Raw genomic sequence first — 19156 nt, 5'->3', positions numbered from 1 at the left:
CGTCACCGTGTCGCCTTCCTTGCCAGCTGGTCCGCGGCCGGGGTGGGCCCGCCGCCCTTGTAGGTCACGCGCCAGAGCGCGGAGTCGGGGTGCGAGGTGAAGAAGCCCCGCCCGTAGTCGAGGACGTACAGCGAACCGTCGGGGGCGAACTTCCAGTCCATCAGGTTGCGGATCCCGCCCTGCCCGACCGGGATGATCTTCTTCAGGGACTCGGCGTGGACGGGCAGACCGCCCTTGCCGACGGTCTTCGGGTCGGTCAGCACGGCGTGCCGCGGCTGCTCCCCGTCGTAGAAGTCGCCGACGAACCACTTGCCGTCCCAGTACGACGGCCACTTGACGGTCGACTCGCTCGCCGCGTCGTAGCGGTACAGCGGGCCGTTCATGGTCGCCTGCCCGCCGCCCTTGAGCCACGGGAGCAGCAGCTTCTGCTCCTCCTGCTTGTAGCTCGGGACTCCGTTCGCGTCGCGCGGGTAGTCGACGCCGCCGCCCTGGGGCGAGTACCAGATCGTGTTCGACGTCACCGGCGGCAGGTTGACGAGACCGTCGTTGTTCGGCGACTCGTTCTTCGGGGCGTTGCAGTCGTACCAGCCCAGCGGCTTGCCCGGATCGGTCAGGCCTCGGTCCCGGTAGGGCTGCTTGTTGCCCATGCAGTACGGCCAGCCGTGGTTCCCCGCCTTGGTGATCGCGGCGAACGTGTCGTACTTGGCCGGGCCCCAGGTCGTCGACGGCGCGCCCGCGTCGGGGCCGACCCAGCCCGCGTAGAGGATGTCGGTCTTCCTGTCGACGGAGATGCGGGCGGGGTTGCGCACACCCATCACATAGATCTCGCCACGGGTCTTGCCGCCGCCCTCGTCGGTCTCCTCGCCGGTGAAGAGGTTCCCTTCGGGGAGGGTGTAGGTGCCGTCGTCCTCGGGGTGGATCCGCAGGATCTTGCCGTTGAGGTTGTTGGTGTTCCCGGCGGTGCGGCGGGCGTCCGCGAAGGAGACGCCCTGGAAGTTGGGGGCGGGGTTGTTGCCCGAGTAACCTCCGCTGGAACCGGAGGAGTTGGTGTCACCGGTGGCGATGTAGAGGTTGCCCTCGGAGTCCCAGGCCATCCCGCCGCCCGCGTGGCAGCAGCTGTGGATCTGGACCGGCCAGCTCAGCAGCACCTTCTCGCTCGCCAGGTCGAGTCTGTTCGTCGCGAGGTCGAGGGTGAAGCGGGAGACCCGCCGCTCGCCCATGTGCGCGGCCCGGTCGATCCGGGAGTGCGGTGTGTAGTGCAGGTAGACCCAGCCGTTGGTCATGAAGTCGGGGTCGAGTTCGATGCCGAGCAACCCCTCCTCGTTCTTGACCAGTTCGTCGCCGCCGCCCTTGTTGCCGAACACCGTGAGCGTGCCGGCCCTGGTGACCTGCTTCGTCTTCGGGTCGTAGACGTGGATCTCGCCGTTGCCCTTGCCGATGTCCGGGTTGTTCCAGTCGGTGACCACCGGCACGCTCGCGTCGGCGCCGCCGCGGCCGATGTACAGGATGCGCCCGTCGGGCGCGGCGACCAGGCCGTGCGGTTCGCCGATCTGGTCGTTCTGGCCGGGCTGGTTGGGCTTGGTGACCCGCTCGGCGGTGTAGTTGGCGTCGATGGTCGCCTTGCAGTCCGCCTGGGAGATACGGGACGTCCAGGCGATCGCGCCACGGAGATGGTCCCGGAAATCCGTTTCGGCGTAACTGTCGACGGTGCCGCCCATGGCGGTGTAGAAGGACCGGCCGCCGTCGTAGTCACGGCACCAGGACACCGGGTGGTCCCAGCCGTTCGGTCTGGCCACGGGCTGGTACGAGGCCTCCCGGACCCGCGCCACGGTGTGCACGGTTCCGGACGGGTTGCGGTCCCAGTTGAACCACCGGTCGGGCCGCTTCCACTCCGGCGGAAGGGACTTCGTGGCCGGATGCTGTCGGTCGCCGACCTCCACCACCGCACGCTGCGTGCCGCTCGGTGCGCCGGTGGGCCGAGCGCCGATCAGTCCGGTGAACCAGGTGGAGTAGGGCTCGGTGCGCGCCGCCTCGTGGACGCCGACGAAACCGCCGCCTGCCTCCATGTAGGCCTCCAGGCCCGCCTCCTGCTCCGGGTCGAGCACATCGCCGCCCCCGGTCAGGAACACCACCGCGTTGAACCGGCCGAGCCGCCTCGCGTCCGTGAAGACGGCCGGGTCGTCGGTCGCCTCCGTACGGAAGCGCCCGGAGGCCGGACCGGTCAGCCCGATGCTCTCGACGGCCGCGATGCCCGCGTCGACCGTCGGCGACTCCGCGGTCGCCGAGCCGTGGAAGACGAGTACGCGGACGTTGGCGCCGCCTGGCGGAGACGGGAGAGACAACGTTGTCGAGGCGGAGGTCGACGGTGGATCCGGATACGGTCTGGCCGAGGCGGGGTCGCCGCCGAGCAGCGAGGCGGTCAGGGCTGCCGCCCCAAGTGCCGCCACGGCGAGGCCTGTTCTTGATCTCGACCGGTGATGTGGTGTGCGCTTCATGGGTCACCCATCCCTCTGAGGTCACAACAACAGCCGTTGAAGCTAGACCCCTTTGGCTGGCTCGCCAAGAGCTATGACCGCAACTGGACGAACTTTGTCCTGGACGTGGATAAACGAGAGTCGTCCCGCTACCGTGTGGGCCGTCCCCGGGGGCCCTCGCCCCGTCAATCTCCACTGAAGACCGGAGAGTTCGACATGGACAGACGCAGCTTCAACCGTCGCCTGCTCGCGGGCGGGGCCGTCGCCGCGACCGGCATGACATCGTTGTCTCTCACCTCCGCCTCCAACGCCGCACCCGGAACGGCAGTCACGGCCGCCACACCGAGGACTGCCCCGGCCGGCGGCCAGGTACGCCATCTCAGGCTGTTCGCGGAGAAGTTGGCCGACGGACGGATGGGGTACGGCCTGGAGAAGGGCAAGGCCACCGTGCCCGGCCCGCTCATCGAGCTCAACGAGGGCGACACCCTCCACGTCGAGTTCGAGAACCTGATGGACGTCCCCGTGAGCCTCCACCCGCACGGCGTGGACTACGACATCGACAACGACGGTACGAGGATGAGCGGCAGCCATGTCGAACCGGGCGCCACCCGCACGTACACCTGGCGCACCCATGTTCCCGGCCGCCGCTCCGACGGCACATGGCGCCCCGGCAGCGCCGGGTACTGGCACTACCACGACCACGTCGTGGGCACGGACCACGGCACCGGAGGCATCCGCAAGGGCCTGTACGGCGGCCTGGTGGTGCGCCGCAAGGGCGACATCCTCCCGGACAAGCAGTTCACGATCGTCTTCAACGACATGACGATCAACAACCGGCCGGCGGCGGACCCGCCCAACTTCCTGGCCACGGTGGGCGACCGGGTGGAGATCGTCATGATCACCCACGGCGAGTACTACCACACGTTCCACATGCACGGTCATCGCTGGGCGGACAACCGTACGGGTCTGCTGGCCGGCCCCGACGATGCGAGCCGGGTCGTCGACAACAAGATCACGGGCCCCGCGGACTCGTTCGGCTTCCAGGTCGTCGCGGGCGAGCACGTCGGGGCGGGGGCGTGGATGTACCACTGCCACGTCCAGAGCCATTCCGACATGGGCATGGCCGGCCTCTTCCTGGTGGCCAAACCCGACGGGACGATCCCGGGTCACGACGGCCACGGAGCACATCACGCGACCGCCGCGGCGGAGAGACCGCCGACCGGGGCTTCCGCCGGTGGCGCCCACGCCCACTGACGCGGCGTGGCGGGCCCCCGCGGCGGTCCGCCCGTGGCGGTCCGCCCGCGCGTCCGGGCGGCCGCCGGTGTGCACCGGTCGACGTGCCCGCGGCGATGTCAGTGGCGCCGCGTAGCGTGTGATCGTCGATCAGCACCACGGGGAGACGGGCGCACATGGGCACGCGTGTCGAGAAGAACGGCTACACAGCAGAGCTGACGGATGATCTGGAGGTCGTCTACCGCAACCCACGGGGGCGGAAGCTGAAGGAGTATCCCGGCGCCATCGCCGGGGCTCCGGGGCTCCGGGCGCTGCACGAGGCACGGAAGCATCTGAGGAATCAGCGCGAGGAGTGCCGTCTGCGGGCGCAGGAGTGGGCGCAGGACGGGGCGCGCGTGCCGCGAGCGCTGGCCGACGCCGACCCGCTGTGGCGGGAGGCGCTGGAGGCCGAGCAGGTCGAGCTCACCGACGAGCTGGGCGAAGGCGGCCTGTGGGCCCGCACCTACGCCGGCTACGACGGCCGCACGCTGACCCAGCTGCTCCCCGAGCAGCTCATCCCGTACCGCGACCGCCTGATGCGTGAGGAGCACTGGGAGCCGGACGGCTTCTTCTCCACCGGCATACCGGACCCGTCCGACGGCACGCTGCCCTTTCCCGAGCGGATCATCGCCGCCCACCCGGGCCGTGAGGAGCTGGCGACCGAGAAGGTCGTCGCCCTGCAGGGACACACGCACGAATGGCAGTACATCTTCAAGGCGGAGATCGACAGCGTCCTTCAGGGAGTGGAGGAGTCGGCTCCCGACCTGCTGATCACGCTCCTCGACGAGATGGCCGACCTGGCCCTGCGGCAGCGTGAGCCGGCCATGGCGGCGGCCTGGTTCGGGCGGGCCCGGACCGCCGAGCGCGTGCAGGCGCGCAAGATCGACGCCGAGTGGCTGCTGGGCCGCTACCTCGCGTTCGCCGACGGCGATGCCCTCTCGGCCACGGTCCTGCGTGCCTGGGCCCGCGACCTGGCGGTCAAGGGGGTGGCGACCCGAGCGGACGTCGACCGCTTCCGCACGGTGGCGGTCCGACGGCTCCGGTCGTCGTCCGAGGTGTACCCGCAGCTGGGCGCCGACGTGCGCAAGATCGCCAAGGCCGCCGGCCTGGAGCCCGAGAGGGAACTGGCCACACTGCTCGGGGAGGTCTTCGCCGCGGGCGCTCTCTCGCTGACCGACGACAAGTTCTGGACCGACTGCCTCAAGGGCTCGGCCATGGACCTCCTGGGCGAGCACGCCTCCACGGCCGTCCAGGAGGTGCTGAAGCTGAGCCCGAGGCCCTGGGGCCACAGCGCCACGCTGTGGCGGGCGTTGCTGGAGCGTACGGGTGCCCTGGCACAGCTCACCGGGGAGGCCGAGGGCCTGCCCGACGGCGAGGCCGCGGCCTGGCTGGCCCGGTGTGTCCGGACGAACAGCAACCAGAAGGGCCCCTGGCCCGTCATGTACGAGATCGCGGAGCTGCTCGCGCCGCGCCTGGCGGCCGACGGTGTCCCCGTGCAGTTCCGCTATCGGAAGATCCGCGAACGGGGCGACGGCGTGACGCCTCTCGACCTGATCGACGTTCTGCTGGAGCACGGCGCGCCGGTCGCCGACCCGCCGGAGCGCCTCGGCCCGACGCCGCTGTACGCCCTTGCGCTCGGCCGCCGACCGGAACTGAAGCATCTGCAGGCGGACGCGCGCTTCGCACGCGCGCTGCGGGCACGGGTGCGCGCCGACCTGGAGATGACCACCGAGGACCTGGCGTCCAACGCCTGGTACCAGCCGCACGAGACCAAGGGCTGGCAGGAGATCCCCGCGCTCTTCGACAACGCCGTCGGGCACGAGGAGATCCGTGCCTGGTGCGACCGCGAGCGGGCGAAGCTGCGCGCGGGGGTCGACTTCGAGGAGCTGGTCCTCCTCCTCGGCCGGTTCGTCCACGTGGGCGTGGCGGCGGAACTGCTCCTCAAGGACGCGGACGCAGCCGCGGAGTTCGCGGCGGTGGACGTCGTGCCCCTGCTGATGGCCGAGTTGCCGGACACCGTCACGCGCGCCGAGGCGGAGAAGGCGATGGCCGGACTCCAGCCCGGCAGCGTCGACCGGGAGGGCGTCCGGGGCCCCAATCGCGGACCGATCATGGAAGCGCTGCCGCAGCTGGGCGAGCCCATCACCAGCCTGGCCGCCCGCTCCCTCGTCATGGCCGTCAACTGCCGTGCCGGTATCGAGCGGCTCGTCCGATGCCTCACCCCCGGTGAGGACGACGCCAGGCCGGCCCCCGATGCCGGGCGTGAAGAGCCCTTCACCCGGCTGGGCCGTCGGATGATGAGGCTCGCGACGCAAGGGACGGACGTCTGGGGCGGCGATCTCACGCAGGCCAGCACCGAGTTCGACATCTCCTTCCGCCACGACCACTTCCTGGCGGCGCACGCCTTCACCGCGCCGCTCGCCCTGTGCGCCGTCTCCTCCAGGCCGCGCAACTCGGCCGGACAGACACTGCTGACGTACGCCGCCCACCCCGTCGCCTCGGGTGAACGGGGAAGGTGGCGACTCGTCCGTTGCGAGGCGCCGGAGGACCGTGCCGATGTCCACGCGCCCCGTTTGCGGAAGGTCTACCGGACGGCGACCTCCGTCTCCTTCGTACTGGTCAGTGGAGGGAAAGACCCCCTGCGGACGCTGTGGGAGTACGCACCCGACGGTTCCTTCGCCGAGGACGGCCCCCTGGCGTCCGCGGGAGTGAAGCTGACGAGCGCGGTCGTACTGGAGCCGGTGCGCCCGGCCGCCTGGTTCGCGCGGTTCGCCGAGCTGTACCGGGAGCACGGACCGGCTCCGGCCCGCCCGGACCTCGCCCACGCATTCGCCGAACGGCTGGGGCTCACTCCGGTCGAGGCCACCGTGCTGCTGACGGCGCACGTCGGGTGCACGCCGCACCAGTTGGAGACGCAGGGCGTCTACCTCTCCCGTCAGAGCTCCTTCGACCTGGAGCGCTGGAAGGTCCGGCGGGCGGAGGCGGACCAGGCGGCGGAGGGGCTGCTGTCCGAACTCGGCCCCCGGTTCCTCGCCACGCTCTACGACAGGCTCCTCCCCGACGACCCCGAGAAGCTGTGGACCACGGGGCCCGACGTGGACCGTGCCGCCGCATGGTGGCGCGAGGAACTGGGCAGCCCTCTGCCCGTCCCCACCGCGCTGCTGCCCCTCGCCGCCAAGGAGACGCTGCTGCCCAAGGGCGAGGCGTCCCTGTCCCGGGAGTTGCTCCGTGGGAACCCGGCCTGGTGGCCCAATCTGCGGCTGCCCGCACTGCTCGGTCGGATTGCCCTGGGGGACCGGTGTCTCGACGACCACAGGGCGGGCCTGGCGGGTGAACCCCAGCTCCTCGCCCTGCCCAGGCTCGCCGCCTGGCTCGCCTACCGCACCCCGGCCGGCGATCCGCTGCGCCCCGCGGTCGGCGCGGCGATCACCCGGCTGTGCATGGAGAGGGCCTCGGTCTCGGGTCCCCTCCGGCTCTTCTCCCTGCAGAGCAACTACCTGATGGGCGAGCCTCCTTCCACCGAAGCGCTCACCGCTCATCCGGCGGTGACCGAAGTGGCCGACACGGCGCACGACATGCGTCACCTGTGCGTGGACCCCGCCGCGCTCAAGGGGCCGGACGATCCGCTGCTGGAGACGTTGGACGCGTATCTCGACTCCGTACTCCCCTCCCAGTGGCTGCCCAGCCCGTCCGGCCTGCCCGCCCTCGCGGACCTGCGGCTCGTGCTGAGCGACGACTTCGCCGCGCTCGGCGCACACCTCGCCACCGACGGCGAGCGGCCCCCGGGCTGGGAGCAGGACCCCACGCGCTCCGTGCCGCAGCTGGTGGAGGAGTGCGCCCAGGCGTTCGGACTGAGCGAGGACGCCGCCGCGCTGTACCTCATGCTGCTCGCCCTGCCGGATCCGACGGACCGCAACGTCAAGGCGTGGACCGGGTGGAAGCCCGCCCGTTTCAAGGCGGCCGAGGCCGAACTCGGCTCCTCTGGACTTGTGCTGCGCGCCACCAGGCCGCGGGCAGGCCGCTCCCTCTTCCTGCCGGGAGCATGGCAGGAGCGCAAGCCGCCGCGCCTCCCGATCGAGGTGGCCAAGCTCGGCCTGCTGCCCCTGGCCAGGGAGCACCGCTCGACGGCACACCTGGCCGCGGTGCCCTCCGCCCCGCTGCCCACGCTGTTCACCCGGGCTTGGGAGGACCGTACGAACTGACCTGACGGCATGCCGTGTGCGGTTGGCGAGCGGGGGCGGGGCCGGTCATCGGGAGGAGGCGTCCCGGGCGTTGCGGTCGGCCGCAGGATGGGCCTTGGCGAGGGTGCAGACCCCGTCCTCGCACTGGCGTTCCAGCCGACCGCGGGAGATGGTCTGCGCCAGCCCGACCATCCAGCACGTGGGGCAGCCGCGGAAGGCGATCAGCGCCAACGGGGCGGCCAGCAGGGAGACGGGGCCGACGAAGGGCACCAGGGCGATCGAGCCGATGATCAGCCCGAAGCCGATGACGCCGCGCGCCAGGTGGCGCGGGACGGACTTGCTGGCGAAGTCCGGTGGCCCGGGCTGTGCGGGCTTCTCGGTCTTCACGGTGGTCAGAGTGTTCACGGCGGTCGGGGGTTTCACGGTGGTGGGGGTGTTCACGGTGAGGACTCTCCTTCGACTGGTCGGTCGACGGCCTGATCGGTTGTCTCGAGTGAGTGGCGCAGCGCTGCACGCGCTCGGTGCAGCCGCGATTTCATCGCCGCGTTGCTCAGACCGAGCGCATGGGCGACGGCCCTGCCGGGCAGGCCCTGTACGTCCCGCATGATCAGGACCTGCCGCTGGTCACGGGGCAGAGCCGCGACCGCGGCCGCCAGCCGCTCCACCTCCAGCCTGTGCATGGCGGCCTCCTCGGCCGAAGGCTCCGGCGAGGCGTCCGGTTCGGCCGAGGTCCCGTCGCTCCGTGAGGCGAACAGCCGTACCTGCCGCAGGCATTCGTTGCGCACGATCCGGAACATCCACGAGGCGAGCGCGCCGGTGGCCCGCAAGGTGCCGATCTTCCGGTAGAGGATGATCAGTGCCTCCTGCGCCGCGTCCTCCGCGTCCTGCGGCGAGGCGCACAGCGCACGGGCGAACTTGCGCACATGCGGCTGCGATTCCATGACGACGGTGGTGAGCGAGGTGAGGTCGCCGTCCTGAGCGGCCCTGATCAGCCGTTCGTCCGGCCAGGAGAAGCGTGGGTTCATGGTGCTCGTTTCCGGAAAAGGCCCGTGGGCGGGGTCTGGTCAGCTGCGGCTCTTGTAACGGCGCATCAGGTGCCAGCTGCACGCGCCCACGAGCAGCACTCCGATCACGACGAGGCCCGTCATCATCATGGGGGTTCCTTCCTGTTCTGGCCGGCGCGTTCGGCCGGTACGCAGATAGGAGGCGGGGCGAGCCGGAGAGGATTCACCTCCGGCCGAAGTTTTTCGCCCGCCCCCGCGCCCGGCCCCCGTCCGCCCCGCCGGGCACGGCCGTAGACTTCAGCACTGATCTCATGCGACACGCCTGCCGGCCGACCCGGTCCTCGCCCGCCGACAACAGGAGCTGACCCATGACCACACCGCGCGACATACTGTTCACCGCCCTGGACGCGGCACCCGGTCGCACGGTGGACCGGGGCGAGCTGTCCCTCGGGCTCGCGGGAGCCGAGCTGATCGATCTGATCGCCGCGCGGGCCGTCGAGCTGGACGGCGATCACATCGTGCCGGCCGACGAGCGCGTACCGGATGACGCGCTGTTGCAGGCCGCCGCCTCGGCGCTGGTACGGGAGGAGCCGTACGAGACGGTGGAGGACTGGCTCTGGCGGCGGGGCCGTGACCTCGCCGCGGCCTATCTGACGGCGCTGGAGGCGGAAGGGCTGCTCACGCGGCAGCGCAGCCGCTGGACGCCGTTCCGGGCGGAGGGTGAGCCGGAACTCCTCGATTCCCCCGCGCGCAGCGGCGCGACCGACCGCATGACGGCTCGCGAGCCCGTACTCACCGCTCTCGCCACGGCCGTCGGAGTCCACGACGAGGCAGCCGTGGACTCCGCGGACCTGCCGGACGGAGTGGAGGCGGTGGTCGCCGCCGTCGGCGAGGCCGAGTTGGAGCTTGCGGCCGCTCGACAGCGCCGGGACGTCGAGCAGGCGGCCTTCGACAACATCTGGCGGGCGGTCTGACGGGCCGCGTGCCCTCACCGCCCATGCCGGCCGCTCCGGCTACCCGGAGTTCTGTCGCCCGCCCGCCTGCGGGGGCGGCAGCGAGGTGATCGCCCAGCGGACGGCGGCGGTGATCGTACGCCCCCCGGGCCGCGCCAGCGGCAGCATGACGCGCGTGGTCCGGGGCGGATCCAGCCAGTCCCTCGCCCACGTGGGCAGCAGATCGACCGCCGCGGCCGCCAGGAAACCGTAGGGAAGCCGGGCCGGGGCCGGCAGCGGAGGACGGGAGAGCAGATAGCGCGCGGCCTCACGGGATTCCCGGGTGGCACGCAGCTCGGGGCGGTACTCGGCGAGCCGGGCCGTGAGTTCGGCGCGCGTCTCGGGCGGGCGCTCCGCGCCCAGAGCGCGCGCGACCCGGGCCATGTCGGCCACGTACCCGTCCTCCCCGGAGGGGTCCAGCGGTCGCCGCCCGTACCGCTGGTAGGCACGCAGGAAGCATTCCGTCTCGGCGACGTGAACCCAGGCGAGCAGGTGCGGATCCGCGGCGCTGTACGCAGCCCCGGCCTCCGTCCTGCCGTGGATCCGCCCGTGCACCTCCCGGACGCGGACGACCGCCCGCTCGGCGTCCGCGACCGTCCCGAACGTCGTCACGGCCAGGAACGTGCTGGTCCGCTGGAGGCGGCCCCACGGGTCCCCCTGGAATCCGGAGTGCGCCGCGACCGCCGCCATGGCGATCGGGTGCAGGGACTGCAGCAGGAGCGCGGCGAGGCCACCGATGTACATCGACGCGTCCGCGTGCACGAGCCGTACCGGCCGTTCGGGACCGAACCACCGAGGCCCGGGCGTGCCGTGGATGCGCGCACGCTTCTGGTGCGCCTCGGGGCCCGCGACCCGGTAGAGCAGGGACTCACCGGCTCGCTCGCGCAATCTGCCGAGGTACGGCGATGGCCGGAGCACAGATCCAGTATGTCTCGCCGCAGCCGGCACAACCGCCGGCATGGACGGCATACGCGCGGGCACGCGAGTGGCATGAGTGGAATGGCCACGACCATGCACAAGCCGTCCGCAGGACCGGCACCGGCACCGGCACCGGCCCAGGCACCGGCGCCGACGCGGCCGATGGCGGCTCCGGGGAGCGAATCGAGCGAGGTGGTTCTCATGGGCACGCCTCCCAACGATCCCGTACCACCGAGCCCCACACCGGCGCCCGGACCCGGCCCCGGCCCCCAGCCGGGTCCGGTCCCGGGGCCCGTCTCCCCGCCGGGCGGGCCGGACCCCGTCCCTCCGGCGCCGCCGCGGCCGGAACCCGACCCGCGGCCGCAGCCCGGACCGCGCCCGGAGCCGCAGCCGCACCCCGGGCCCCTGCCCGGCCCGCTGTCGCCCCCTGAACCCGTCACCTGACGGCCTCCGCGCATCATCACGCCCCGAGCGGGCAACCGCAGCGGCGCGAGGAAGGACAGGGGCCGAGCAAGGACAGGAGCCGGACATGGCTGCACACACGGGACAGGGCCGACGGAGCGCGGTTCTGTTCGACCTCGACGGCACGCTCGTGGACACCACGTACCTGCACACGCTCGCCTGGTGGCAGGCCCTGCGACAGCACGGACACGACGTGCCCATGGCACGGATCCACCGGGCGATCGGGATGGGCGCGGACCGGATCCTCGACGGCCTGCTCGGCTCCGGCCGGTCGCGCTCGGACGACGAGTCGATCGCCGGCGCCCACGGGGCGCTCTACGCGGTCTGGTACGACGTTCTCCGCCCCTTCGAGGGTGCTGCCGAACTCTTGCGCGCCACGGCCGCCCGGGGCTGGACCGTGGTCCTCGCCAGCTCGGCGTCCGAGGACGAGGTGGCCGCGATCCGCCGGGCGCTCGACGCCGACGAGGTGATCGCGGCGGCCACCGCCGGCAGCGATGTGGACACCACGAAACCCGCCCCCGACCTGGTGAAACAGGCTCTGGAAGAGGTGGGTGCCGAGGCGGAGGACGCCGTCTTCGTCGGCGACACGGTGTGGGACGTCGAAGCCGCCGGCCGGGCCGGAGTGCCCTGCGTCGCCGTCCTCACGGGCGGCGCGTCCCGCGAGGAGCTGGAGAAGGCGGGAGCGGTCGCCGTGTACGAGGACGCGGCAGAACTGCTCCGACGGGTCGACACGAGCCCGCTGGGAAGACCGAGCCGCTTGGAATCCTAGATTCCGATTCCGATTCCGGGTCGCGGGTAGGCGCTGAAAGAGATTCTCGAGGGAGAGCCGATATGAGTGGCAAGGAAAAAGCCAAGGCCAAGGCCGAGCAGATCACCGGAAAGGCCGTAAGAAAGGTTGCGAACGCGAGCGGCGACAGGACCACCGCCGCGAAGGGCGCCGCTCTGGAGTCGCGCGGCAAGGCGCGAGAGGCCAAGGAGAAGGGCAAGGACGTCTTCAAGCGCTGAGTGCCCCGTGCTGAACGGCATTCGCAAAAGGTATGTATCGGGCATGCGGGGCGGATTACGGGGTAGACGACACACCGGCTCCCGGCGGAGGACTCAATGCCGGGAGCGGTTAGGAAATCGCTTCGAGAAAGGTGAAGATCATGGCTGCAGGCAAGAAGGCCAAGAACATGGCGAAGTCCACCAAGGGCAAGGTGAAGGAGACCACGGGCAAGGCGACCGGGAACGAGAGCCTGGAGATGAAGGGGCGGGCGGAGCAGGCAGCGGCCGACGCGAAGCAGACGGCTCAGAAAGCCAAGGACACGCTGAAGCACTGACCGGGCCCGCCGAACCGGACCACGCATCCGGTGGTAGCTCGATCCCCACGGCAGAGGAGCGGCCCTTCAAGGGCCGCTCCTCTGCCGTGGGGATCGAGCGTGCGCCGGGGGAGCGGGGGAAGAATCAGCGCCGACGCCGGCGGCGGCCGACTGTCTCTTCTTCGTCCTCTTCTTCTTCGTCCTCATCCTCATCCTCGTCGGCGTCTTCGTCCGCGTAACCCTCTTCGTCCTCCTCGTCCTCCTCGTACTCCTCCTCGGGCTCGGCGTCCTCGTCCTCCTCCTCGTCGTCGTAGCCGTCCTCGTACTCGTCCTCGTACCCCTCCTCAGGCTCCTGCCCTTCTTCGTCCTCGTCTTCCTCCTCGCCGGGTTCGCCCTCTTCCTCTTCTGCTTCCTCCGCCTCGAGGGCCTCCTCGTGCGTGCGGACCACTTCGCCGTCGCGGATCTCGCCGCGCCACCCTTCCGGCTCGTCGTCGGTGAGCGTGACGTGACGGCGGAAGTGCTTCATGTCCAGCCGCAGTCGGCGGCCCTGCGCGCGCCAGAGGTTCCCTGTCTTCTCGAAGAAGCCCGAGGGGTAGTACTCGACGGTGAGGAGGACCCGGGTGAGGGACGGGCCCAGCTCGTGGAAGCTGACGCAGCCTCTCGTCGAGCCCTTGGCTCCCTCGGAGGTCCAGACGATGCACTCGTCAGGGACCTGCTCCTGGACGGTCGCCTTCCAACTACGGGTCGAAGGGCCCACCTTGACCTTCCAGTCGCTGGTGGTCTCGTCGCCCTGCGAGACGTCGCGCACGCCCTTGGTGAATCCGCTGAAGTCCTCGTACTGGGTCCAGTGGTCGTAGACCCTGCGGAGCGGAGCGCCCACATCCATGGTCTCGACGATGCTGGTGATCTTCTGGCTCCCGCTCTTCCGCTTGCCCTTGCCCTTGCCGAACAGGTTCGAGGCCGCATCGGTGACCTTGTCCTTCATCGCACCGAACTGCTGTCCCACGATCGCTTTGACCGGCGAGTCCCCCTTGAGCATGCGACCGCCGATGTCCGTGAGTTTGCCGCCGTTCTCGGCCACGTCGTTGAGCTGGTCGGTGACGTCCCCGAGCTTGTCCGTGGCCTTCTCGGCCAGTTGGCCGGTCTGGGCCGAGAGGAAGTCGCCCAGTTCGCTGAACAGTCGCTCCATCCCGGAGGCGGACTCCTTCTTCTGGCTGCGGTCTTCCGATGCCATGACCTACCTCCGCGTCGACGGCTTGCGCGCTGCCGTCTTCTTCGCTGCCGACTTGCGTGCCGGGCTCTTGCGCGCCGCAGTCTTCTTCGCGGGTGCCTTCTTCGCCGCGGACTTCTTGGCGGGTGCCTTCTTCGCCGTCGTCTTGCGCGCCGCCGTCTTCTTCGCCGGGCCGGATGCCGCCTTCTTCGCGGGGGCGGACTTCTTGGCGGTTGCGGTCTTCTTCGCGGGGGCGGATTTCTTGGCGGATGTGGTCTTCTTTGCGGGGGCGGACTTCTTGGCGGGTGCCGTGCTCCTCTTCGCCGCCGGCCTCGTGCCCGCTGTCTTCTTCGCCGCGGTCTTCTTGGCGGGTGCCCTCTTCGCCGGTGCTGCCGACTTCTTCGCCGGGGCGGACGATTTCGCCGCGCCGCGACGCTGGGACGTCGTACGTGAGGACCGCCGTGCACGCGGCTTGTCCGCCTCCTCCTCGTCCTCGGGCTCCTCGGGCTCCTCGGGCTCCTCGGGCTCTTCTTCTTCCTCCTCCCAGTCCTCCTCGTCCTCTCCCTCGTACTTCTCGGGCTCTTCCTCCCCGTCCTCCGTCTCCTCGTCCTCGTCCTCGTACTCCTCCTCGGGCTCGTACTCCTCCTCGTCCTCGTAGCGACCCTCGTCCTCGTCCTCGTCCTCGTCCTCCTCATCCCCCCTGCCGATCGCCAGCGTGCGTGAGTGGAGCGAGTCGGCGAGGTCCACGAGCTTGCGGTTGGCCGCCGCGGAGAGCGCCTGCCGGCCGGCGTCGAGAGCCTCTCCCCGAAGCTGATCGCCTATCTCCGCGACCTGCGGTATGTCCTTGAGGGCGGTGAGGCCCTGCGTCACGAGCTGCTTCGGGTCGAGACCGAAGCGTCGCCCCGCCAGGTAGGTCGCGATGCTGAAGGCAACGCGAGCCTTCTTGGTCCGTCCCAGTACGTAGCCCCCGGCCACCGCGGCCGCCAGGGCGATTTTGGTCGTGTCCTCCATGACTCATGTCCCTTCACCGGGCGCCTGCGGCCTCTTCGTCGCCTCGACAGGAACATCCGACCCGGGCCGCGCATTCGCGCCGTCGCCCATGAAGGCCGCCGCTCGGGCGCTAGGAGCCTGCACTCCCGGGCATGACACTTACCCCTATATGATGGAATTCTAGCCGTTTATGGCGGTACGTCCTCTGGAAGTGACATATGGCCGCAACAGATCCGGCTCGTCCCAGGCGGGCCGCGTCGCGCGCCGACGAGGGACGCGAGAAGCGTCCACCCGCTCGGCGGCGATCCGCGTCGAGCGGGTCGAAGAAGACCGTCAGCGCCGCCACGGCGATGAGTTCCGCCGCCGGCCAACTCGCCGAACTCCTCGGGAGACCGCCCGAATCCGTTTCCTCGCTCAAACCGACCGAGTCGGGATGGGAAGCCCAGGTGGAAGTACTGGAGCTCGAACGGATCCCCGACACGACCAGTGTGCTCGCCAGTTACAGAGTCGAGTTGGACGAGGAAGGGGCGTTGATCTCCTTCGAACGAACTCGTCGCTACAACCGCGGAATGATCGATCGGCCGACCTGAGACCCGGTCCGCCGTGAAGGGAGGCGCCATGACCATGGTGCCGCAGAGCGGCAGCGCCGTCGGCACCGGCGGCAGGGGCTCCAGCAGCAGTCTCTACGACGTCCTCGAGCTGATCCTGGACCGCGGTCTGGTGATCGATGTCTTCGTCCGCGTCTCGCTGGTGGGCATCGAGCTCATCAAGATCGACGCGCGGATCGTCGTTGCCAGCGTGGACACGTACCTGCGCTTCGCCGAAGCGTGCAACCGGCTCGACCTCGAAGCGGGCCGCAAGGCACCCGCCCAGCTTCCGGAGGTCGTCGGAAACATGGCGGAGGGCGGGGCCCGCGGCAAGTCCAAGGGAGCGCTCAGCGGGGCGGTCGAAGCGGTGAAGGAGTCCCTGACAGGCGGGTCCGACGAAGAGGAACCCGACGAGGAGTCCGAGGAGGAACCCGAGGAGCTGGAAGACGAAGTGGACGAGGAAGAGCCGGAGAAGGAGCCTGCTCCCCGACGGCGGCGGCCCGCCCGACGGCCGACGCGCCGGGAGAAGGAGTGACCGATGGCCCTCTACGTCTACGCCATCACCGCGCAGAGTCACCCCCTCGACCTGAAGGGGCTGACCGGCGTCGGATACGACCCCTCACCCGTACGCGCCGTGGCTTCCGGGTCGCTGTGCGCGGTGGTCAGCGACATCTCCGAGGAGATCCGGCCCAAGCGGCGTGACCTGCTGACCCACCAGGAGGTGCAGGAGCGGCTCATGCGGGACGGGCCCGTCCTGCCGCTGCAGTTCGGCTACACCGCCGCCGACGACTCGTCGGTGGAGGAGGTCCTCCGCAGGGACGCGGACGGCTATCGCGACACCCTCGAACGGCTCGCCGGCTGCGCCGAGTACCACCTGAGGGCGTCGCAGGACGAAGAGGTGCTCCTCCGGCAGATCCTCTGGGAATCGCCCGAGGCCCGAGAGCTCAACGAGCGGATACGGGCCGGGGACCAGGACCCGCAGCTGCCGCTGGCGCTCGGGCAGCTGGTCTCGGCACAGGTTCAGGACAGGCAGGAGGCCCTGGCGTCCGGGCTGGTCGAGGCGCTCCTCCCGTTCGCCCGTGAGCACGCGCTCCGGCCGGCGTCCGGCAGCGACTTCCTCAACGTCTCCCTGCTGATCCCGGACGACCGCAAGGACGAGTTCCTGACGGCCCAGTCGAACATGGCCCGCGAGATCGACGGAGGCGTCGAGTGCCGGCTCAGCGGCCCTCTGCCACCGTACAGCTTCGTACAGTGATGACCTTCGGAAGGTGCTGGGCGCGATGACGCGATGGGAAGGAGAGAGCGACGCATGGGACTGCTGACACAGCTGCTGACCCTCCCGCTGGCCCCGGTGCGCGGTGTCGTCTGGGTCGCCGAACGAGTGACGGAGAAGGCCGAGGAGGAGTACTACGACCCCGCTCCCGTCTGGCGTGAGCTCGCGGAGCTGGAGAGCCGGCTCGTCAGCGGGGAGATCGACCAGGAGACCTTCGACCGGCGCGAGGACGAGCTGATCGACCGGCTGGAGGAGATCACGGCCTATCGGCAGGGGATGTCATGACCCGGAATCGAGGACGGTCACGTGTCTGAACCCCTACCCGACAGGTTCGGGTCCGCTCCCTCCCGCGCGGCCCCGGCGCCGTACGGTCCGAGTTCGTCCGCCAATCTCGCGGACATCCTCGAACGCGTCCTCGACAAGGGCATCGTCATCGCAGGGGACATCCGTATCAACCTGCTCGACATCGAACTCCTCACGATCAAGCTCCGGCTCGTGGTCGCGTCCGTGGACAAGGCGAAGGAGATGGGCATCGACTGGTGGGAGCACGATCCGGCGCTCTCCTCGAAGCACACGGGCGGTGCCCTGGCGGAGGAGAACCGGCGGCTTCGCGCGGAGTTGGACGAGCTACGACGAGACGCGCTCGCCGCCGGCCGCGAGCCGTCCGGCACCGAGGCGGACGCGGACCCCGAGGCGGACGCGGACACCCGGACGCAAGCCGACCGGGTACTCGGAGAAGAAGGCCCCGCCCCCCGCCGCCGAGCACCCCGAGGGCGTGGGGCATGAACGGTCGGGAGGGACTCACCTACGTGTACGCCGTGGCCGCCGACACCCCGGCGCTGCGCGCATCCCTCGACGGCGTTCAAGGGATCTCCGGAGCACCCGTGTTCCTCCTCGGCGGGCATCGACCGGACGTGGACACCGGCGCCGAGCAGGGCAGCGGTCCTGATGCCGTCGCGTTCGTCTCCAGCCGTGTCCCTGCGGACGAGTTCGACGAACCGAACCTGAAGGAACGGTTCGAGGACCTGGAGTGGCTCGAGGGGGTCGCCCGCTCCCACCACGAGGTCGTCCAGGCCGTCGGCCGCCACGGCACCGTCCTCCCGCTGCGGATGGCCACCGTGTACCAGAACGACGAACGCGCCCGTCAGGCCCTCGCCGCCCAGCGGCACGCGTTCGCCGAACGGCTCTCCCTGCTGCGCGGCCGGAGCGAGTTCGGCGTCAAGCTGTACGTCAGCCCCGCGGCGCCTCCGGAGAACGGTGTCAACTCCGCCGATTCCCCGGACACATCGTCACTCAGCCCCGGCAAGGCCTATCTGCGCAGCCGCAGGGCACAGCACCACGCACGTGAGAGCCGTTACGAGCCCGCCGAGCGCGCCGCCGCGCGGGTGGAGGAGCTGGCCTCCCGGTTCAGCACCCATCGCGTACGACACCCGGCCCAACGAGGCGCGCTGGCGGGCCCGGAGGAGAACGTCCTCAACGACGCCTACCTCGTTCCCGCCGACCGGGCCGACGAGTTCAGGAGCGCGCTCACCGGGGCGATGGAGGGCGTCGACGGCGTACGCATGGAGGTGACCGGGCCATGGGCCCCGTACTCCTTCGCCATGCCGCCGCCCGCTTCCGAGCCCACCGCCTCCGAGCCCGCCACCTCCGAGCCCACCGCCTCCGAACCGCCCGCTTCCGAGCCCGCCACCTCCGAGCCGCCGGCCCCGCAGCGATCCGTCCAGAGGGACGGGCGAACACCATGACCGTCGCACGGTCCACCGAGGCCCTGCCCGGTCGCCAGGTCGCCCTGGTCGACCTGCTCGACCGGCTGCTCAGCGGGGGAGTGGTCCTCTCGGGCGACATCGTGCTGTCGATCGCCGACATCGACCTCGTCCGCATCTCGCTCAGGGCCCTCATCGTCTCCGTCGACGCGGAGTCGGACCCGTTCACGACGGTGGACCGGGGGCAGGCGTGACGAACGGCGGTACGGAGCGGAGGAAGCGCGCAGCCTCCCGGGACGGGGACGCGCTCCCCGACGCCTCCGCACCCCTGCGCGAGGTCGGCCCCGCGCTGAGCAACGCGTTCCGGCTCCTTCAGGCACCGCCCGCCCGAGCCGGCGAACCGCCGCGTCCCGCACGCCGGATCCGCGCCGACCGCGAATCGGTGGAGGAGGACCTCCTCAAACTGGTCCTCACACTGGTGGAGTTGCTCCGCCAGCTCATCGAGAGGCAGGCGCTGCGCCGCGTCGACGCGGGAGACCTCACCGACGAACAGGAGGAGGAGCTGGGCGCCACGCTGATGGCCCTGCACGACGCCCTGGCCGACCTCTGCGCCGAACACGGCTACACACTGGCCGACCTCAACCTCGACCTCGGCCCCCTCGGCCCGCTGCTGCCACCTCAGGACTGACGGAACCCGCCCCGCCCGGCAACGGATCGTCAACCTGATCCCTCCGAAGGCCTTCACCCGGTACGTCGACACCTGACGCACGACTCCCACCGCGCGATGCCGGT

20 protein-coding genes are annotated in these 19156 nt (G+C 70.6%); 14 read left to right on the top strand and 6 right to left on the bottom strand.

Translation table 11 applies throughout. The annotated features are described in order from the left end of the window. Positions 1-2 precede the first annotated feature (2 nt). Entirely contained in the window at positions 3-2495 is a 2493-nt protein-coding gene (locus tag ACFVGW_RS04730; RefSeq protein ID WP_385850785.1) for a ThuA domain-containing protein, read from the bottom strand. A gap of 195 nt (positions 2496-2690) precedes the next feature. Here ACFVGW_RS04730 and ACFVGW_RS04725 point away from each other — a divergent pair, with 195 nt between their 5' ends. Together ACFVGW_RS04725 and ACFVGW_RS04720 are read left to right on the top strand one after the other, a co-directional pair. Next, positions 2691-3728: a multicopper oxidase domain-containing protein gene (locus ACFVGW_RS04725; RefSeq protein WP_385850784.1), complete on the top strand. Its 1038-nt coding sequence runs from the start codon at positions 2691-2693 to the stop codon at positions 3726-3728. Positions 3729-3883: 155 nt separating this feature from the next. Then, on the top strand, positions 3884-7948 hold the full coding sequence (locus tag ACFVGW_RS04720; protein ID WP_385850783.1) for a hypothetical protein: 4065 nt from the start codon (positions 3884-3886) through the stop codon (positions 7946-7948). Between the two features lie 45 nt (positions 7949-7993). On the opposite strand, the gene ACFVGW_RS04715 is transcribed toward ACFVGW_RS04720, so the two are convergent. Together ACFVGW_RS04715 and ACFVGW_RS04710 are read right to left on the bottom strand one after the other, a co-directional pair. After that, the gene (locus ACFVGW_RS04715; protein ID WP_385851012.1) at positions 7994-8314 is read right to left on the bottom strand and encodes a hypothetical protein; all 321 of its coding nucleotides are present in this window, start codon (positions 8312-8314) and stop codon (positions 7994-7996) included. Between the two features lie 50 nt (positions 8315-8364). Beyond that, positions 8365-8952, bottom strand: a complete 588-nt coding sequence (locus tag ACFVGW_RS04710; RefSeq protein WP_385850782.1) for an RNA polymerase sigma factor — start codon at positions 8950-8952, stop codon at positions 8365-8367. A gap of 347 nt (positions 8953-9299) precedes the next feature. Between ACFVGW_RS04710 and ACFVGW_RS04705 the strand changes: the two genes are divergently transcribed. Then, positions 9300-9905 carry a GPP34 family phosphoprotein gene (locus tag ACFVGW_RS04705; RefSeq protein ID WP_385850781.1) on the top strand — a complete coding sequence of 202 codons (606 nt, stop codon included), beginning with the start codon at positions 9300-9302 and terminating at the stop codon, positions 9903-9905. Between the two features lie 39 nt (positions 9906-9944). Here ACFVGW_RS04705 and ACFVGW_RS04700 read toward each other — a convergent pair whose 3' ends face one another. After that, the gene (locus tag ACFVGW_RS04700; protein WP_385850780.1) at positions 9945-10841 is read right to left on the bottom strand and encodes an oxygenase MpaB family protein; all 897 of its coding nucleotides are present in this window, start codon (positions 10839-10841) and stop codon (positions 9945-9947) included. 529 nt (positions 10842-11370) lie between these two features. Between ACFVGW_RS04700 and ACFVGW_RS04695 the strand changes: the two genes are divergently transcribed. From ACFVGW_RS04695 to ACFVGW_RS04685, 3 genes are all read left to right on the top strand, one after another. Beyond that, positions 11371-12072, top strand: coding sequence for an HAD family hydrolase (locus ACFVGW_RS04695; RefSeq protein ID WP_385850779.1), 702 nt, complete (start codon positions 11371-11373; stop codon positions 12070-12072). Between the two features lie 62 nt (positions 12073-12134). Next, on the top strand, positions 12135-12308 hold the full coding sequence (locus ACFVGW_RS04690) for a hypothetical protein (protein WP_352186732.1): 174 nt from the start codon (positions 12135-12137) through the stop codon (positions 12306-12308). 140 nt (positions 12309-12448) lie between these two features. Further along, positions 12449-12622: a CsbD family protein gene (locus tag ACFVGW_RS04685; RefSeq protein ID WP_385850778.1), complete on the top strand. Its 174-nt coding sequence runs from the start codon at positions 12449-12451 to the stop codon at positions 12620-12622. 124 nt (positions 12623-12746) lie between these two features. On the opposite strand, the gene ACFVGW_RS04680 is transcribed toward ACFVGW_RS04685, so the two are convergent. Next, positions 12747-13835 carry an SRPBCC family protein gene (locus ACFVGW_RS04680; protein WP_385850777.1) on the bottom strand — a complete coding sequence of 363 codons (1089 nt, stop codon included), beginning with the start codon at positions 13833-13835 and terminating at the stop codon, positions 12747-12749. 3 nt (positions 13836-13838) lie between these two features. After that, a complete protein-coding gene (locus tag ACFVGW_RS04675) occupies positions 13839-14822 on the bottom strand; it encodes a histone protein (RefSeq protein WP_385850776.1) in 984 nt (327 codons plus the stop codon). 197 nt (positions 14823-15019) lie between these two features. Here ACFVGW_RS04675 and ACFVGW_RS04670 point away from each other — a divergent pair, with 197 nt between their 5' ends. Genes ACFVGW_RS04670 through ACFVGW_RS04635 form a run of 8 tightly spaced genes read left to right on the top strand, consistent with a single transcriptional unit; the run spans position 15020 to position 19052 of the window. Then, positions 15020-15391 carry a gas vesicle protein gene (locus ACFVGW_RS04670; RefSeq protein WP_385850775.1) on the top strand — a complete coding sequence of 124 codons (372 nt, stop codon included), beginning with the start codon at positions 15020-15022 and terminating at the stop codon, positions 15389-15391. 28 nt (positions 15392-15419) lie between these two features. Further along, positions 15420-15923, top strand: coding sequence for a gas vesicle protein GvpJ (gvpJ, locus tag ACFVGW_RS04665; protein ID WP_385850774.1), 504 nt, complete (start codon positions 15420-15422; stop codon positions 15921-15923). Between the two features lie 3 nt (positions 15924-15926). Then, entirely contained in the window at positions 15927-16643 is a 717-nt protein-coding gene (locus ACFVGW_RS04660; RefSeq protein WP_385850773.1) for a GvpL/GvpF family gas vesicle protein, read from the top strand. Positions 16644-16697: 54 nt separating this feature from the next. After that, on the top strand, positions 16698-16946 hold the full coding sequence (locus tag ACFVGW_RS04655; protein WP_385850772.1) for a gas vesicle protein GvpG: 249 nt from the start codon (positions 16698-16700) through the stop codon (positions 16944-16946). Between the two features lie 21 nt (positions 16947-16967). Further along, positions 16968-17447, top strand: a complete 480-nt coding sequence (gene gvpJ, locus ACFVGW_RS04650; RefSeq protein WP_385850771.1) for a gas vesicle protein GvpJ — start codon at positions 16968-16970, stop codon at positions 17445-17447. Next, positions 17444-18406 carry a GvpL/GvpF family gas vesicle protein gene (locus ACFVGW_RS04645; protein ID WP_385850770.1) on the top strand — a complete coding sequence of 321 codons (963 nt, stop codon included), beginning with the start codon at positions 17444-17446 and terminating at the stop codon, positions 18404-18406. The genes gvpJ (ACFVGW_RS04650) and ACFVGW_RS04645 overlap by 4 nt, the downstream gene beginning before the upstream one ends. After that, positions 18403-18618 carry a gas vesicle protein gene (locus ACFVGW_RS04640; RefSeq protein WP_385850769.1) on the top strand — a complete coding sequence of 72 codons (216 nt, stop codon included), beginning with the start codon at positions 18403-18405 and terminating at the stop codon, positions 18616-18618. Before ACFVGW_RS04645 ends, ACFVGW_RS04640 begins: the two co-directional genes overlap by 4 nt. Then, on the top strand, positions 18615-19052 hold the full coding sequence (locus ACFVGW_RS04635) for a gas vesicle protein K (RefSeq protein ID WP_385850768.1): 438 nt from the start codon (positions 18615-18617) through the stop codon (positions 19050-19052). The genes ACFVGW_RS04640 and ACFVGW_RS04635 overlap by 4 nt, the downstream gene beginning before the upstream one ends. Positions 19053-19156: the final 104 nt, after the last annotated feature.

This window comes from Streptomyces sp. NPDC127129, assembly GCF_042671585.1.
In the GTDB taxonomy this organism is placed as follows: Bacteria; Actinomycetota; Actinomycetes; order Streptomycetales; family Streptomycetaceae; genus Streptomyces.
Note: the sequence above shows the minus strand (reverse complement) of the source record. Positions and strands in the feature narration are given on the sequence as shown.